General features: G+C 63.8%; 17 protein-coding genes. 4 read left to right on the top strand and 13 right to left on the bottom strand.

The annotated features are described in order from the left end of the window. From ACSFBL_RS31050 to ACSFBL_RS31010, 9 genes are all read right to left on the bottom strand, one after another. Positions 1 to 112, bottom strand: a 112-nt coding sequence (locus ACSFBL_RS31050) for a GTP-binding protein (protein ID WP_435460540.1), incomplete at its 3' end; no start/stop codon positions are given. A 114-nt stretch (positions 113 to 226) separates the two neighbouring features. After that, positions 227 to 2,326, bottom strand: coding sequence for an elongation factor G (gene fusA, locus ACSFBL_RS31045; RefSeq protein ID WP_435519664.1), 2,100 nt, complete (start codon positions 2,324 to 2,326; stop codon positions 227 to 229). An 85-nt stretch (positions 2,327 to 2,411) separates the two neighbouring features. Beyond that, positions 2,412 to 2,885 (bottom strand): 30S ribosomal protein S7, encoded by a 474-nt coding sequence (gene rpsG / locus ACSFBL_RS31040; RefSeq protein WP_286508375.1) that lies wholly within the window; start codon positions 2,883 to 2,885, stop codon positions 2,412 to 2,414. Positions 2,886 to 3,027: 142 nt separating this feature from the next. Then, a complete protein-coding gene (gene rpsL / locus ACSFBL_RS31035; protein ID WP_028249584.1) occupies positions 3,028 to 3,405 on the bottom strand; it encodes a 30S ribosomal protein S12 in 378 nt (125 codons plus the stop codon). Positions 3,406 to 3,551: 146 nt separating this feature from the next. Further along, a complete protein-coding gene (locus tag ACSFBL_RS31030; RefSeq protein ID WP_435519663.1) occupies positions 3,552 to 4,721 on the bottom strand; it encodes a D-alanyl-D-alanine carboxypeptidase family protein in 1,170 nt (389 codons plus the stop codon). Between the two features lie 21 nt (positions 4,722 to 4,742). Next, positions 4,743 to 5,375, bottom strand: a complete 633-nt coding sequence (locus ACSFBL_RS31025) for an alpha/beta hydrolase (protein ID WP_435519662.1) — start codon at positions 5,373 to 5,375, stop codon at positions 4,743 to 4,745. A gap of 10 nt (positions 5,376 to 5,385) precedes the next feature. Further along, positions 5,386 to 5,739, bottom strand: a complete 354-nt coding sequence (locus ACSFBL_RS31020; RefSeq protein WP_435519661.1) for a (2Fe-2S) ferredoxin domain-containing protein — start codon at positions 5,737 to 5,739, stop codon at positions 5,386 to 5,388. 55 nt (positions 5,740 to 5,794) lie between these two features. After that, entirely contained in the window at positions 5,795 to 6,907 is a 1,113-nt protein-coding gene (locus ACSFBL_RS31015; protein WP_435519660.1) for a VanZ family protein, read from the bottom strand. 5 nt (positions 6,908 to 6,912) lie between these two features. Continuing rightward, a complete protein-coding gene (locus tag ACSFBL_RS31010) occupies positions 6,913 to 7,341 on the bottom strand; it encodes a CopD family protein (protein ID WP_435519659.1) in 429 nt (142 codons plus the stop codon). Positions 7,342 to 7,671: 330 nt separating this feature from the next. On the opposite strand from ACSFBL_RS31010, the gene hemB reads away from it, so the two are divergent. Next, positions 7,672 to 8,676: a porphobilinogen synthase gene (gene hemB, locus ACSFBL_RS31005; protein WP_435519658.1), complete on the top strand. Its 1,005-nt coding sequence runs from the start codon at positions 7,672 to 7,674 to the stop codon at positions 8,674 to 8,676. A 62-nt stretch (positions 8,677 to 8,738) separates the two neighbouring features. Further along, positions 8,739 to 9,878, top strand: a complete 1,140-nt coding sequence (locus tag ACSFBL_RS31000) for a magnesium transporter CorA family protein (RefSeq protein ID WP_435519657.1) — start codon at positions 8,739 to 8,741, stop codon at positions 9,876 to 9,878. A gap of 73 nt (positions 9,879 to 9,951) precedes the next feature. Here ACSFBL_RS31000 and ACSFBL_RS30995 read toward each other — a convergent pair whose 3' ends face one another. Both ACSFBL_RS30995 and ACSFBL_RS30990 read right to left on the bottom strand, forming a co-directional pair. Beyond that, the gene (locus ACSFBL_RS30995; protein WP_435519656.1) at positions 9,952 to 10,320 is read right to left on the bottom strand and encodes a DUF4148 domain-containing protein; all 369 of its coding nucleotides are present in this window, start codon (positions 10,318 to 10,320) and stop codon (positions 9,952 to 9,954) included. Between the two features lie 216 nt (positions 10,321 to 10,536). Beyond that, entirely contained in the window at positions 10,537 to 10,887 is a 351-nt protein-coding gene (locus tag ACSFBL_RS30990) for an alpha/beta hydrolase (protein ID WP_435519655.1), read from the bottom strand. 173 nt (positions 10,888 to 11,060) lie between these two features. Here ACSFBL_RS30990 and ACSFBL_RS30985 point away from each other — a divergent pair, with 173 nt between their 5' ends. Beyond that, positions 11,061 to 12,011, top strand: coding sequence for a LysR family transcriptional regulator (locus tag ACSFBL_RS30985; protein WP_435519654.1), 951 nt, complete (start codon positions 11,061 to 11,063; stop codon positions 12,009 to 12,011). Positions 12,012 to 12,077: 66 nt separating this feature from the next. Here ACSFBL_RS30985 and ACSFBL_RS30980 read toward each other — a convergent pair whose 3' ends face one another. Further along, positions 12,078 to 12,761 (bottom strand): dienelactone hydrolase family protein, encoded by a 684-nt coding sequence (locus ACSFBL_RS30980; RefSeq protein ID WP_435519653.1) that lies wholly within the window; start codon positions 12,759 to 12,761, stop codon positions 12,078 to 12,080. A gap of 23 nt (positions 12,762 to 12,784) precedes the next feature. Next, positions 12,785 to 13,384 (bottom strand): 2-hydroxychromene-2-carboxylate isomerase, encoded by a 600-nt coding sequence (locus ACSFBL_RS30975; protein ID WP_435519652.1) that lies wholly within the window; start codon positions 13,382 to 13,384, stop codon positions 12,785 to 12,787. A 74-nt stretch (positions 13,385 to 13,458) separates the two neighbouring features. Between ACSFBL_RS30975 and ACSFBL_RS30970 the strand changes: the two genes are divergently transcribed. Then, positions 13,459 to 14,205, top strand: coding sequence for an SDR family oxidoreductase (locus ACSFBL_RS30970; RefSeq protein WP_435519651.1), 747 nt, complete (start codon positions 13,459 to 13,461; stop codon positions 14,203 to 14,205).

Raw genomic sequence — 14,205 nt, 5'->3', positions numbered from 1 at the left:
TCGACAGCACCGTCGCAATCGCCGCCGTCAGCGTCGTCTTGCCATGGTCAACGTGACCAATCGTGCCCACGTTCACGTGCGGCTTCGTACGGGTGAATTTTCCTTTTGCCATTTTCTATCCTTGAAAGAGCAGCGCCCGTGCGGGGTTTAACGTCTGCACCCTGTTGCTGTTTCTCTCGCCACGGGCAACGAGAGGCACTGGGTCGCAGACAAGTTCCTTGAAGCCTTACTTTGCGCGCGAAGCGACGATCGCTTCGGCAACGTTGCGCGGGGCTTCGGCGTAGTGCTTGAATTCCATCGTGTACGTGGCGCGGCCTTGCGACATCGAACGCAGCGTGGTCGAGTAGCCGAACATTTCCGAAAGCGGCACCTCGGCCTTGATGGCCTTGCCGCCACCGACCATGTCGTCCATGCCCTGAACCATGCCCCGGCGTGAGGACAGGTCGCCCATCACGTTGCCAGCGTAGTCTTCGGGTGTTTCGACCTCCACGGCCATCATCGGCTCGAGGATCACCGGGCTCGCCTTGCGGGCCCCTTCCTTGAAACCGAAGATCGCGGCCATCTTGAAGGCCATTTCGTTCGAGTCCACATCGTGGTACGAACCGAAGTGCAGAGTGACCTTGACGTCGACGACCGGATAGCCAGCCAGAACGCCTTGCGTCAGCGCCTCGATCACGCCCTTCTCGACTGCCGGGATGTATTCGCGCGGCACCACGCCACCCTTGATGGCATCGACGAATTCGAAGCCCTTGCCGGCTTCGTTCGGTTCGAGCTTGAGCACGACGTGTCCGTACTGGCCCTTGCCACCCGACTGACGCACGAATTTGCCTTCGGCATCTTCGACGGTCTTGCGAATGGTTTCGCGGTAAGCCACTTGGGGCTTGCCAACATTGGCTTCCACACCGAACTCGCGCTTCATGCGGTCGACGATGATTTCCAGGTGCAACTCGCCCATGCCGGCGATGATGGTCTGGCCCGATTCTTCGTCGGTCCGCACGCGGAACGAGGGATCTTCCTGTGCCAGGCGCTGGAGCGCGATGCCCATCTTTTCCTGGTCTGCTTTGGTCTTCGGCTCGACAGCCTGCGAGATCACGGACTCCGGGAAGACCATGCGCTCGAGCGTCACGATAGCTTCCGGATCGCACAGCGTCTCGCCGGTTGTCACTTCCTTCAGGCCCACGCAAGCGGCGATGTCGCCAGCGCGGATTTCGCTGACTTCTTCGCGGTTGTTCGCATGCATCTGCACGATACGACCGATACGCTCCTTCTTGCCGCGCACCGGGTTGTAGACGCTATCGCCCTTGCTCAGCACGCCCGAATAGACCCGCACAAAGGTCAGCTGACCAACGAAGGGATCGGTCATCAGCTTGAACGCGAGCGCCGAGAATTTTTCGCTGTCGTCTGCCTTGCGGGTGACGGGCTGCTCGTCTTCGTCCATGCCAGCAACCGGCGGGATGTCGAGCGGCGACGGCATGTATTCGACGACGGCGTCGAGCATCGCCTGCACGCCCTTGTTCTTGAAGGCGGAGCCGCACAGCATCGGCTGGATTTCGCCAGCAATGGTGCGTTGGCGGATGGCGGCTTTGATTTCCGCTTCGCTCAGCTCGTTGCCCTCGAGGTACTTGTTCATGAGCTCTTCGCTGGCTTCGGCGGCGGCTTCGACCAGCTTTTCGCGATATTCAGCGCAGACGGCGGCCAGCTCAGCCGGGATCTCGCCGTACTTGAAGGTCACACCCTTGTCCTCGTCCCAGATGATCGACTTCATCTTGACGAGGTCGACGATCCCCTGGAAGCGCTCTTCGGCGCCGATCGGGATCTGGATCACGACGGGATTGGCCTTCAGGCGATCGACCATCATCTGACGCACGCGCAGGAAGTCGGCGCCAGTACGGTCCATCTTGTTGACGAACGCCAGGCGTGGAACCTTGTACTTGTTGGCTTGGCGCCAGACGGTTTCCGACTGAGGCTGCACGCCGCCGACGGCGTCATACACCATCACCGCACCGTCGAGCACACGCATCGAACGCTCGACTTCGATGGTGAAGTCAACGTGGCCGGGGGTGTCGATGATGTTGATGCGGTGTTCGTCGAAGTTCGCGCCCATGCCCTTCCAGAAACAGGTGGTCGCAGCCGACGTGATCGTGATGCCACGCTCCTGCTCTTGCTCCATCCAGTCCATGGTGGCGGCGCCATCGTGCACTTCGCCGATCTTGTGGTTCACGCCCGTGTAGAACAGGATGCGCTCGGTGGTGGTGGTCTTGCCGGCGTCGATGTGCGCAGAAATACCGATGTTGCGGTAGCGCTCGATGGGGGTCTTGCGTGACATGAAAAATTACTCCGTTAACGGATGAAAGCCCGCCCACCGCTCGAGGTGGGTCGGGCTTCCAGCCTGCCTGACTAGGGGACGATTCTTAGAAGCGGAAGTGGCTGAAGGCCTTGTTGGCTTCGGCCATGCGATGCACTTCATCGCGCTTCTTCATGGCGCCGCCACGGCCTTCCGTAGCTTCCATGAGTTCGTTGGCCAGACGCAAGGCCATCGATTTCTCGCCGCGCTTGCGGGCGGCTTCCTTGATCCAGCGCATCGACAGCGCCAGGCGACGAACCGGACGAACTTCGACGGGCACCTGGTAGTTCGCGCCACCGACGCGGCGCGACTTCACTTCGACCATCGGCTTCACATTGTTGATGGCGATGGTGAAGGCTTCCAGCGGGTCCTTGCCCGGGTTCTTCTTTTCGATCTGATCGAGCGCACCGTAGATGATGCGCTCGGCGATTGCCTTCTTGCCGCCTTCCATGATCACGTTCATGAACTTCGACAGCTCGACATTGCCGTACTTGGGATCCGGCAGGATTTCACGTTTGGGGACTTCGCGACGACGTGGCATTTTTCTAACCTCTTTGCTTCAGTTGGCGCCGTTTCCGACACCGCGAGAGCCAACAAGACTCTCACTTACTCGACCCAACAGCGGGTCACTTCGCTCGGCGCGCCTGCCAAGGCACCCGAACACCGTTGAACGAAAGGAAGGCTCAAGCCTTCTTGGGACGCTTCGCGCCGTACTTGGAACGCGACTGCTTGCGGTCTTTCACGCCTTGCAAGTCGAGCGAACCGCGCACGATGTGGTAGCGCACGCCGGGCAAGTCCTTGACACGACCGCCGCGAACCAGCACCACGCTGTGTTCCTGCAGATTGTGGCCTTCGCCGCCGATGTAGGAAATGACTTCGAAGCCGTTGGTCAGGCGCACCTTGGCGACCTTACGCAGCGCCGAGTTCGGCTTTTTCGGGGTCGTGGTGTAGACCCGGGTGCAGACACCGCGACGCTGCGGCGAGTTCTGCATGGCAGGGCTCTTCGACTTGATCTTTTCGACCTCGCGACCCTGACGCACCAGTTGATTGATGGTTGGCATGAATGAATAAATCCCAAAACACTCCAGCCGGATTCCTCTACATGACGTGACATGGGACGAGGGGCCGGGAGATGACGAAAACGTGAATCCCTTCGGATTTTTCCGAAAAGCCCACGAGTATAACACCCAGTTCTATGCAGTAACAGCTACTTTATCCAGAGCCGGACGGCGTCCCACGCCCGCCCCAGGACGCTCGCCTGCTCCACCGCATCGAGGGCGACCAATTGCACCTCGGTCACGGGCTGGTCCGCCAGGGTGATCTGCAGCGACCCGACGGGCTGGTGCCTGGCGAAAGGGGCAACCAGCGGATCGGGCCGCGCCACCTGTGTCTTGATCTTGCCCGCGGACCCGGCCGGAACCGCCACCACGATGGCTTCGGGCCGACCGAGCTTGACCGTGCCTTCCTTGCCCTTCCACACCTGGGGCGTTGCCACGGCCTGATTGGCATCGAACAGCCGTACGGCGTCATAGGCCGTGTAGCCCCAGTTCAGAAGCTTCTGCGACTCGTTGGCGCGCGCGTTCTCGCTGCCGGCCCCCAGGACGACGGACAGGAGGCGCCGGCCACCCGCCAGATTCGGGAAATCGCGCCTGGCGGTCACGACCATGCCGTAGCCGGCAGCATCCGTGTGGCCCGTCTTCAAGCCATCGACGGTCGGGTCACGGAAGAGCAGCAGGTTGCGATTCGTTTCGTTGGTCGACGGCGTGCCGGGATAGCGGTACCTCTTGATCGCGTAGTAGTGCGCGTACTCCGGAAAGTCGCGCATGAGTCGCGTCGCCAGGATGCTCAGGTCGCGCGCCGTGGTCGTGTGCCCAGGTGCAACCAGCCCCACCGGATTCTTGAAGACGGTGTTCTTCATGCCGAGCACCTTGGCCTGCTCATTCATGAGTTCGACGAAATGCTCGACCGTCCCGCCCACGCCTTCGGCGAGTGCAATCGTCGCGTCGTTGCCGGACTGGACGATCATCCCCTTGATCAGGTCTTCCACCGGCACCTGCATCTTCGGATCGATGAACATCCGCGAACCTGGCATCTTCCAGGCACGCGCGCTGACGGGAAGCGTCTGTGGCAATGTGATCTTCCCGGCCTTGAGCGCGTCGAAGACCAGGTACGCCGACATCAATTTGGTGAGCGACGCGGGCTCGACCGGGCTGTCGACGTCCTTTTGCGCCAGCACCTGGTTCGCCGTGACGTCGAGCAGCAGAAAGCTGCGCGCCGCAATTTCAGGCGGCGCCGGGATCTGGGCGAGAGCGATCAGGCCAATGGATGCGGCAGCCGTCACTGCCAACGCGCGCAGCGTTTTGAACAAACGATTCATGGAGGTGCGTCGAGGCGAACACTAGCCCGCGCGGAGATGGCGGGCCACAAGGCTCTTGAGCAGCGGCAATTGTCCGTGAAAGAAATGTCCGCCCCCTGGAACGACTGTGACAGGAAGTGACTGCGGCCGGGCCCAGTCCATCACCGCAGCAAGCGGCACGGTGTCGTCCAGCTCGCCATGCACGACCAGAGCACGCTCGTGCGAGTCAGGAGGCAAGGTCGCAACGGAAAAACGCGATGCGGCAGTGCCGACGAGAACGAGGTTTCGAATGTCGCGCGAAGCCCAGAGCTTCTCGATGACGCGACTCGCGACAAAGGCACCGAAGGAAAAGCCGGAAATGGCCAGCGGACCGTCCGGCGCGATCTGGCTGACGACCTCGAGCATGTCCTCGCTCTCGCCCCGACCTTCGTCGTGGATGCCTTCACTGGCGCCGACACCCCGGAAATTGAAGCGCACGGCAGTCCAGCCGCAGGCGACGAACGCCCGCGCCAGCGTCTGCACCACCTTGTTGTCCATGGTCCCGCCGAAGAGCGGATGGGGATGGCTGATCACGGCGATGCCGAGCGCCGGTACGCCGTCGGCGGCAGGATCACGCAGCACCTCGATCGCACCGGCAGCGCCCTTCAACTGCAGCTTTTCAGTGCGCGAATTCATCGGAATTGCCTCATCGGCCGACATCGGGCGGCAGCAGCAGGCGCTCGACGACCTGCCCGTTCTTCAGGTGGGACTCGACAATTTCGTCGATGTCATCCTTGTCCACGTACGTGTACCAGACCGCTTCCGGGTACACCACGGCGACAGGACCTCCCGCGCAACGGTCCAGGCACCCGGCCTTGTTGACGCGTACCTTGCCGGGCCCCGAAAGTCCCGCCTCCTTGACCCGCGCCTTGCAGCGATCGAATCCCTCCTGTGCGTTGTGCTTCGAACAGGAGTCTTCGCCACTCTTGCGTTCGTTCAGGCAGAAGAAGATATGACGACCGTAGTAGCCCGCCGGCGCGGTGATGCTTGAACTGGACATCGAACCATTCTATTGACGCGAGCGCCACGTTGCGCCGGCAGGGTCGCTCTCACGTTCATGCCCCCTTTGCCCGGCTGGACAGCGCCATCAGCACGTAGCCAAGCGTTGCGAACGGCCACAACCATCCCAGCCACTGTGCGAGCCCGTTGAAGCGAATGAAGCGCCCCTGCTCCCAGGTCGCCAGCGTCTGCGCGAAGTAGGCGCTTTCCGGCGCCTGGTTGAGGAGACTCAGATGCACGACCAGCGAGATGAGGAGCAAGGCGGCGCAAAAACGGCGAGGCGCGCCCATGAGAAGAACGCCGACGAATAGCGCAGCGGCGATGCCGATCTGGACCGGCAGGCTCAGCCAGGCCCATGCGTGCTCAGGCCCGTAGCTGAGCGCCGCGGACAAGGCCGTCGCCGCCATGCCGCCCAGCAACGTCAGCGGCAGGAGAATGGCGCGGCGTGCGATCGATGGCGTGATCAGGAAGCCAAGCAGGCACGGCACCAGAGCGCCCAGCATGACGCACAGCAGTTCGACGCCGGGCACCAGCGGCTCGAGTTCGAACTGGCGCACCGGCATCCAGTCGATGAACGGGGTGTCGAGCAACCATTCCGAAATCGCGGCCTCGACACGCTCGAAGACCTGCCCGAGCCCGAAGGTCACCGCGGCCGGGAAAAGCAAGGCAAAAGGCCAGAGCGCCAGCAGGACCAGGCCGCCGCGCGAATCCTCGACGAACCAGTTGGAGCGGGTCCGGTGCCAGTGGGCCACGACACCCAGTCGCTCCAGCGCCGCGGCGAGCACGGCCCCTGCAAAAGCCCCGAGGATGTTCAGCCCGAGGTCGACATTCGAAGGAATGCGTACCGGAAGGTAGCTTTGCAGGGTCTCCATCGCGAACGAAATGATCGCGCCGGCCGCCGTCGCACGCAGCACCGCGTGAACGGTGCCAGCCCCGGGGCGAGTACGCAGCACGGTGATGGCGGACAGGAAGCCGAACGGCATGTAGCCGACCACGTTGATCCCGAAGTCGAAGGCGGTCCAGTACCTCGGCCAAGGGGCAGCCAGATAGGCCCAGGGCGCAATCCCCTGATCCCGCCAATCGGCGAACGGATAGAGACTCGCATAGACGATGAGCGCCGCATAGGCGAGCGCAAGGGGCAATGCGACGGTCTTGTGCTGCGTTGCCACCGCGTTCAGAACGGCTTGACGACGACCAGCACCACGATGCCGAGCAACAGCAGCACCGGCAGTTCGTTGAACCACCGGTACCAGCGGTGGCTTCGCTGGTCATTGCCGGAGGCGAGGCGCCGAAGGAGCACGCCGCAGCCGTGGTGGTAGCCGATCACCACGAGCACGAGCGCGAGCTTCGCGTGCATCCAGCCGTTCCCCGGCCCCCGTCCGATGCCGTAGCCGAGCCACAGCCACAGGCCGAATCCCAAGGCGGGTACGGCAAGGAAGGTGGTGAAACGGAAAAGCTTGCGTGCCATGAGCACGAGCCGCGCCCGCTCGGCCACCGATTCCGGCGCCACCATCGCGAGGTTGACGAAGATTCGCGGCAGATAGAAAAGCCCCGCAAACCAACTGGCAATGAACACGATGTGCAGCGATTTGACCCAGAGCATGGCGGCAGTTTAGTGGTGCGAATTCAGCGAGGGCTCCGGCAAGAGACGAATCCCGGCGCGCAAAAAAAAGCCCGGCGTCAAAACGCCGGGCTGGGAAGCCCTTTTGCTGTCACACATCAAGGCACCCGCTCAGGGAGGAAAAGCGGGGAGCGGCAAGCCGCCCAAGACAGAATTTAACAAAGGCAAAAGAACCTATCAAGCTTGCGAAGACTTTTTTTGACCTTTTGGTCGATAAAACAAGGCTGTTAGCTTGGTTTGGGCACCTTTCCAACATCCGCCCGAACGGCCGCCTCCCGATGCGTCGCCATCCAATGGGGCACAATTTTCGACATGACCCTCCATGCCCCATTTCCGGCCGGCCGGCCGCGCCGCCTGCGTCGAGATGCATTCACACGCGATCTCGTGCGTGAGCACATGCTCTCGCCTCACGATCTCATCTACCCGGTGTTCGTCCAGGAAGGCGCCAAGCGTCGCGATGCGGTCGCGTCCATGCCGGGGGTGGAACGACTCAGCCTCGACCTGCTGCTCCCCGTGGCCGAGCAGTGCGTGGCCCTGGGGATCCCGGTGATGGCGCTGTTTCCCGTCATCGACGCCTCGTTGAAGACGCCCTCCGGTGACGAAGCCTTCAATCCCGACGGCCTGATTCCGCGCGTGGTGGGCGCGCTCAAGGCCCGCTTTCCGGAACTCGGCGTGATGACCGACGTTGCCCTCGATCCCTACACCAGCCACGGCCAGGACGGCCTGCTGGACGACACCGGCTACATCCTCAACGATCCGACCGTCGAAGTCCTGGTGAAACAGGCGCTCACCCAATCTCGCGCGGGCGTCGACATCGTGGCGCCGAGCGACATGATGGACGGCCGCATCGGCGCCGTCCGCAACGCCCTCGAATCGCGCGGCGACATCCACACACGCATCATGGCCTACAGCGCCAAGTACGCGAGCGCCTTCTACGGCCCGTTCCGCGATGCCGTCGGATCGGCGGCCAACCTCGGCAAGAGCAACAAGAAGGTCTACCAGATGGACCCGGGCAACAGCGACGAAGCGTTGCGCGAAGTGGCGATCGACATTGCCGAAGGCGCCGACATGGTCATGGTCAAGCCCGGCATGCCCTATCTCGACATCGTCCGGCGCGTGAAGGACGAATTCCGCGTGCCGACCTTCGCCTACCAGGTCAGCGGCGAGTACGCGATGCTCAAGGCCGCGGCCCAGAACGGCTGGCTCGACCATGATGCGGTGATGCTTGAAAGCCTCCTCGCTTTCAAGCGTGCGGGCGCCGATGGCGTGCTCACTTATTTCGCGCTCGATGCCGCACGGTTGCTGAAGCAGCCCTGAGGAGGTGACCGTGCGGCGCACCTGGCCGCAGCGATGACCAGAAGAACAAGGGGACAGCTTCCATGCGCATATTCAAGATCGACGGCACGCACGTCAGCGAGCACGATGCGCTCGCGCCCATGGCTGCGCCGGGTGCGTGCGATCAGGGTTACTTGTGGCTCTCGCTGACCCGCGACGAGTTCCGGGCCTCGCTCCAGCAGGTGCAGGACGTCCTCCAATCGCTTTGCAACACGCATCTGGTCGACCTGCATGTGAGCGACCTGCTCAACGACCAACTGCCATCGCGCTACGACTACACGTCGCAATACGACCTTCTCGTCTTCAGACGGCTGGCCGCCTCCAACGGCACGGATCACCCGCCCGCCGTCGAACCCGCGACTTTGCACGGCGGACCGCCCGTGCTGCGGCGCGTGGACACGCGGCCCGTCGGCTTCGCGGTCTTCGATCGCGTGCTGCTGTCAGTCCACCCCGAAGACGGGGCCGTGCGCGACGCCTTCGCCACCAAGCTGCTTGCCGCGGCCGCGCCCGGCGATCGCGGCCGTGCGGCCTTGCCTGCGCTGGACGTGCGCGCCGTTTCCGCGCGCATTCCATCGAGCCCTGCCGATCTCATGCTGCGTGTCGTCAACCAGATCGTCGATGCCTACCTCGATCTTCGACGCGAGCTGACCCGACAACTCGATCACTGGCAGGCCGAGTTGATCGATCCGAAGAGCCGCTTCACGAACTGGAGCGCACTGATGGACGCACGCCAGTCACTGCATCACCTGGACGAGATCTGCGAGGACCAGCGTGCCTGCATTCAGGACTGGATCGATTCCCTGGAGACCTTGCCGACGCCCGAAGGCGCCGCCGAGCAGCGCGAACGCGAGCTCGTCATGGTTCGCAGCCGGGACGTGCTGGAGCACATCGAGCGTGTCGTGCACCACGTGCGCCGACTGGAGCAAAACGCCGAAACCGCCGTGCAGATGCACTTCAGCGTCCAAAGTCATCGGGCGAACGACATCATGCGGGTGCTCACCGTGCTCACCGCCGTTTTCCTGCCGCTCAACCTGATCGCCGGCATCTTCGGCATGAACTTCGAGTTCATCCCGCTCGTGCACAAGGCGGATGGCTTCTGGATCGCGATGGGGTCGATGGGCGTGATCGCGGTGGTGCTCGTCCTCGTCTTCTGGCGCAAGCGCTATCTCGCGCGTCCGCGCTAGCGTCCATCCATGAAGAAAGCCGGGTGGCGCTTGCGCACCACCCGGCTTTGACTTGATCAGGCCGGAACCTGAATTACTTGGCCGCGGCCGCGCCTTCCTTTTGCGCCTGGACGCGGGGTTCGACCGACTTGTTCATCGTCGAGATCAGGCGGCTGTTGTACTTCGAGCCGGGGGTCACGTTCGCGTCGGCGGCGTTGGCCGTCGCGATGGCTTGTGCGCGAACCGCAGCGGGGTCAGCCACCGGGGTGAAGCGCTCGGCGCCACGCGAACCGCGCGGAATGTTCTGGTCGGCTGCGGCAGCGGCGTTGACGGCCTCTGCGTTGACTTCGTCGCGGCTCTTGGCCGAAACGGTCGATTGCACGCCGTGATACGACTCGGCATGGGCACCGGCAGCAGCGAGGATCGAGAGCGCGGCAGCGGCGAGGATGTGCGAGGTCTTCATGTCAGTTTCCTTGGATTCGTCTGAGTTCGGTTTCAAAACCAGGCTTGCTGTCGCTGGCCTGTGCGACCGAGTCTCCCGTGGAACGACCAAGGGAAAACACCAAGAAACGAGACACCGCGTTTCCGCTTTCGAAACAATCCGACACCTCTGAGTCGGACCGAAGAAAAAGGCCGGGCCGCGCTCTCGCACGGCCCGGCCTTCAGGGACGATCGCGGATCAGAGACCAGCGCGTTGCGTCACCGGGCGCTCGATCTTGTACTGCGAAGGCACCACGCTGTTCACGAAGGCCTTGCGGTCCAGGTTCTGGTTCGGCTCGTGCGCGGCTGCAACGGCTTGCGCATTGATGGTGGCGCGGTCGGCCGAAGCGGTCATCGCAGGGGCAACGCGCGACGAGGCGCCTTCACCGTACGGGTTGTCGCTGCGTGCGGCTGCCATGGCTTGTGCGTTCACGTCGGCGCGGCTGTTCGCCGACACGGGGGCTTGCACGCCTTGGTAGGTTTCGGCCTGCGCGCCAGCGGCGGCGAGAATCGTCAGGGCGGCGGCGGCAATGATCTTCGAGGTCTTCATTTCAATGTCCTTGTTAGCTTTGGATGATGTTGAACCGGCCACCTTGGGTTCAGTGCCTGTCCACTCAGATCAGCCTGGGCTGCTCTGTGGACATGGAGTGTGCTCCTAAAAACTAGGTAAAAACCCTAGGAAAATGAATCACCGTGTTCGTCAAATAGAAACAATGGAGTGCAATGGACGGCCTTGACCTGTTGAAAGCCTTTCGCGAAGTCGCCGCGCGCGGCAGCTTTTCCCGCGCGGCCACGACGCTCGGCATGTCGAAGGCCAACGTGAGCAAGTACGTGGCGCAACTCGAAGAGCGCTTCGGCGTGCGCCTGCTCAATCGCTCGACGCGCTCGGTCAGCCTGACCGATGCCGGGCATCTCCTGCTGGAGCGCAGCAAGCCCCTCCTGGAGATGGTCGAACTCACCCAAAGCGAACTCCGGGAGCACGCCGGTCACCCGCGCGGGCGGCTCCGCATCACGGCGCCCCACGGCCTCGGGCAAAGCGCATTCCCCGGGATGGTCGGCGACTTCATGGCGACCTACCCCGACGTGCACGTGAGCCTGCACCTCAGCAACCGCGTGATCGATCTCGTCGAGGAAGGCGTGGACGTCGCCCTCCGGCTCGGCCGCATCCGCGACGAGAACCTGATCGTGCGACGCCTGCGCCTCATGGACCTGGCGCTGTGCGCGACGCCGGCGTACTGGGCCCGGCGCGGCATGCCCAGGAAGCCCGACGACATGCGCCGCCACGACGTGCTCACCTACTCGCTCGCCGGCGGGGCCCCGCATCTACCCTTCGAGGTCGACGGCCAGCCCTACAGCGTGCCGGTGCACAGCCGCATGGACGCGAACGACGCCGCGCCGCTCATCGGGGTGGCGCTCGCCGGGTTGGGCGCCGTGTGCGTGCCCGCGATGATGGCGCAGTCGCACATCGAGCGCGGCGCGCTGGTGCCCGTGCTGAAGGAGTACATGCCGCGAGACCTCTGGCTCTACGCGGCGTATGCACAGCGCCGTCACAACAGCGCGGCCTTGCGCGCGCTGCTGGACTTTCTGGAGGCGCGCGTGCGCGATGCCGAACCCGCTGACAAGCCGCCAGCGCGGCCCGCCGGCCGCAAGACCCCCAGGCAGGTGGCTACCTGAGCTCGAACGCCGGGCCGCCGATGGCTCGGACGGCGTGCACCGCACCGGGCACGCCGCCTTCCGGAATCAGCCGACGTTCTTGGCGAAGAACGCCAGCGTGCGCTCTTTCGCCAGCTTGGCGGCCTCGGCGTTGTACGAACCGCGCTGGTCGCAGTTGAACCCATGTCCGCATTCATAGACATGGACTTCGACTTCCGGATGGGCCTTCTTGAAGGTCTCGATCGTGTCGAGCGGAATCCAGTGATCGTTGTTGCCGAACTGGGCGAGCACCGGCACCTTGGGCTTGCGCGCGGCTTCCTCGGGCGTCGTCATGCCGCCACCGTAGTAAGGCGCCGCCGCGGCGAGGCCCGACAGTTGCTCGGCCGCCCGCCAGGTCAGCAGGCCGCCCCAGCAATAGCCCACGATGCCGACCTTGCCCGCCTTCGATGCGTAGTCGACGGCGGCCTGCAGGTCCTGCATCACACCCGGCGCGGGCAATGCCTCGACCTCCATCTTGAGCGCGAAGCCGGCCTTCATGTCGTCTTCGGAGTAGCCCAGTTCGACGCCTTGCTTGACCCGTTGGAAGGTCGCGGGCGCAACCGCCAGATAGCCTTCGGCCGCGTAGCCGTCGGCCACGGAGCGAATGTGCGAGTTGACGCCGAAGATTTCCTGCACCACGACCACTGCGCCCTTGAGTTTGCCCGAAGGCTCTGCCACGTAAGCAGGAAAGGTGAAGCCGTCCTTGGCGGTGAGATCGATGAATTGACCCATGTGGATACCCCTGTGGTTGATGCTTATGACTTGAGTGTACGTTCGACGAAATCGAGGCGATCCTGCCCCCAGAAGATCTCGCCGTCGACGACATAGCTCGGTGCGCCGAACACCTTGGCGTCGATGGCCTGCTGCGTGTAGTCCTCGTAGCGTTCCTGCACCGTCTGGCTATGGGACTGTTCGATGCGGCGTGCCGCCAGCCCGCATTCGACGGCCAGCGCCTCGAGCACCTTCGGGTCGGCGATGTTTCGCTCCTGCACCCACACCGCCGCGAACACTGCGCCGCAGAGCTTCATCGCGGCATCCGTGCCGTCATGGAGGTCGACCGCGATGATGAGCTTGGCGGCATCGTCGCTGGGCACCGGGAAGAACTTCGGCTTGGTGTTCAGCGGGATGTCGAGGTGCCGCGAGAAACGCGCCAGGTCGACCAGCCGATAGGCCTGCCGCTGTGGCGCGCGCTTGCCGAGCGGAAGGCCGCCCGACACCGGGAAGACGGCGCCGAAGTCGATCGGACGCACACGCACCGTGGCGGCGCTCGACTTCGCAAGGGCGGCAAAGCGCGCATGGCCCAGGTAGGTCCAGGGACTCTGCGGCGTGAAGTAGTAGTCGATGCTGCGGCTCAAGGGCGTCTCCTCGGTGATTTAATCCGTGCGAACAGGTTTTAACTGACACACGGCTTCTCTGCAGGAGGTGGGATTTGAACGAGGTTCTCTTGGTCACCGGCGGCAGTCGCGGCATCGGCGCCGCGACGGCTTTGCAGGCGGCGCGTCGCGGCTATGCCGTCGCCGTCAACTATGCGAGCAATTCCCTGGCCGCCGACGAGGTGGTCCGAACCATCCGCGTGGGCGGCGGCACGGCAATCACCGTGCAGGCCGATGTCGGCGACGAGGCGCAGGTCATTGCGATGTTCGAGAAGGTCGACGCCAAGCTCGGCCGGCTTACTGCCCTGGTCAACAACGCCGGCGTGGTCGACATGCAGGCCAGGGTCGACGAGATGAGCGTCGCGCGGCTCGAGCGCATGATGCGCATCAACGTCATCGGCAGCTTCGTCTGCGCCCGTGAGGCCGTGCGTCGCATGAGCACGAAGCACGGCGGCAGCGGTGGCGTCATCGTCAATCTGTCGAGCGCTGCGGCGCGGCTCGGGTCGCCCGGCCAGTACGTCGACTACGCCGCGAGCAAGGGCGCGATCGAAAGCTTCACGATCGGACTCGCCAAGGAAGTCGCCGACGAGGGCATTCGTGTCAACGCGGTGCGCCCGGGCTTGATCGACACCGAGATCCACGCCTCGGGCGGACTTCCCGATCGGGCGGCCCAACTCGCGCCGACGGTTCCCATGAAGCGCACCGGCAGCGCCGAGGAAGTCGCCAACGGCATCGTCTGGCTGCTCTCGCCCGAGTCCAGCTATGTTACGGGCACTTCCCTCGACGTGACGGGCGGACGCTGA

Source organism: Variovorax glacialis, assembly GCF_051216375.1.
Classification (GTDB): domain Bacteria; phylum Pseudomonadota; class Gammaproteobacteria; order Burkholderiales; family Burkholderiaceae_C; genus Variovorax.
The sequence above is the reverse complement of the archived record's forward strand: the minus strand, read 5'-3'. Positions and strand labels throughout refer to the sequence as shown.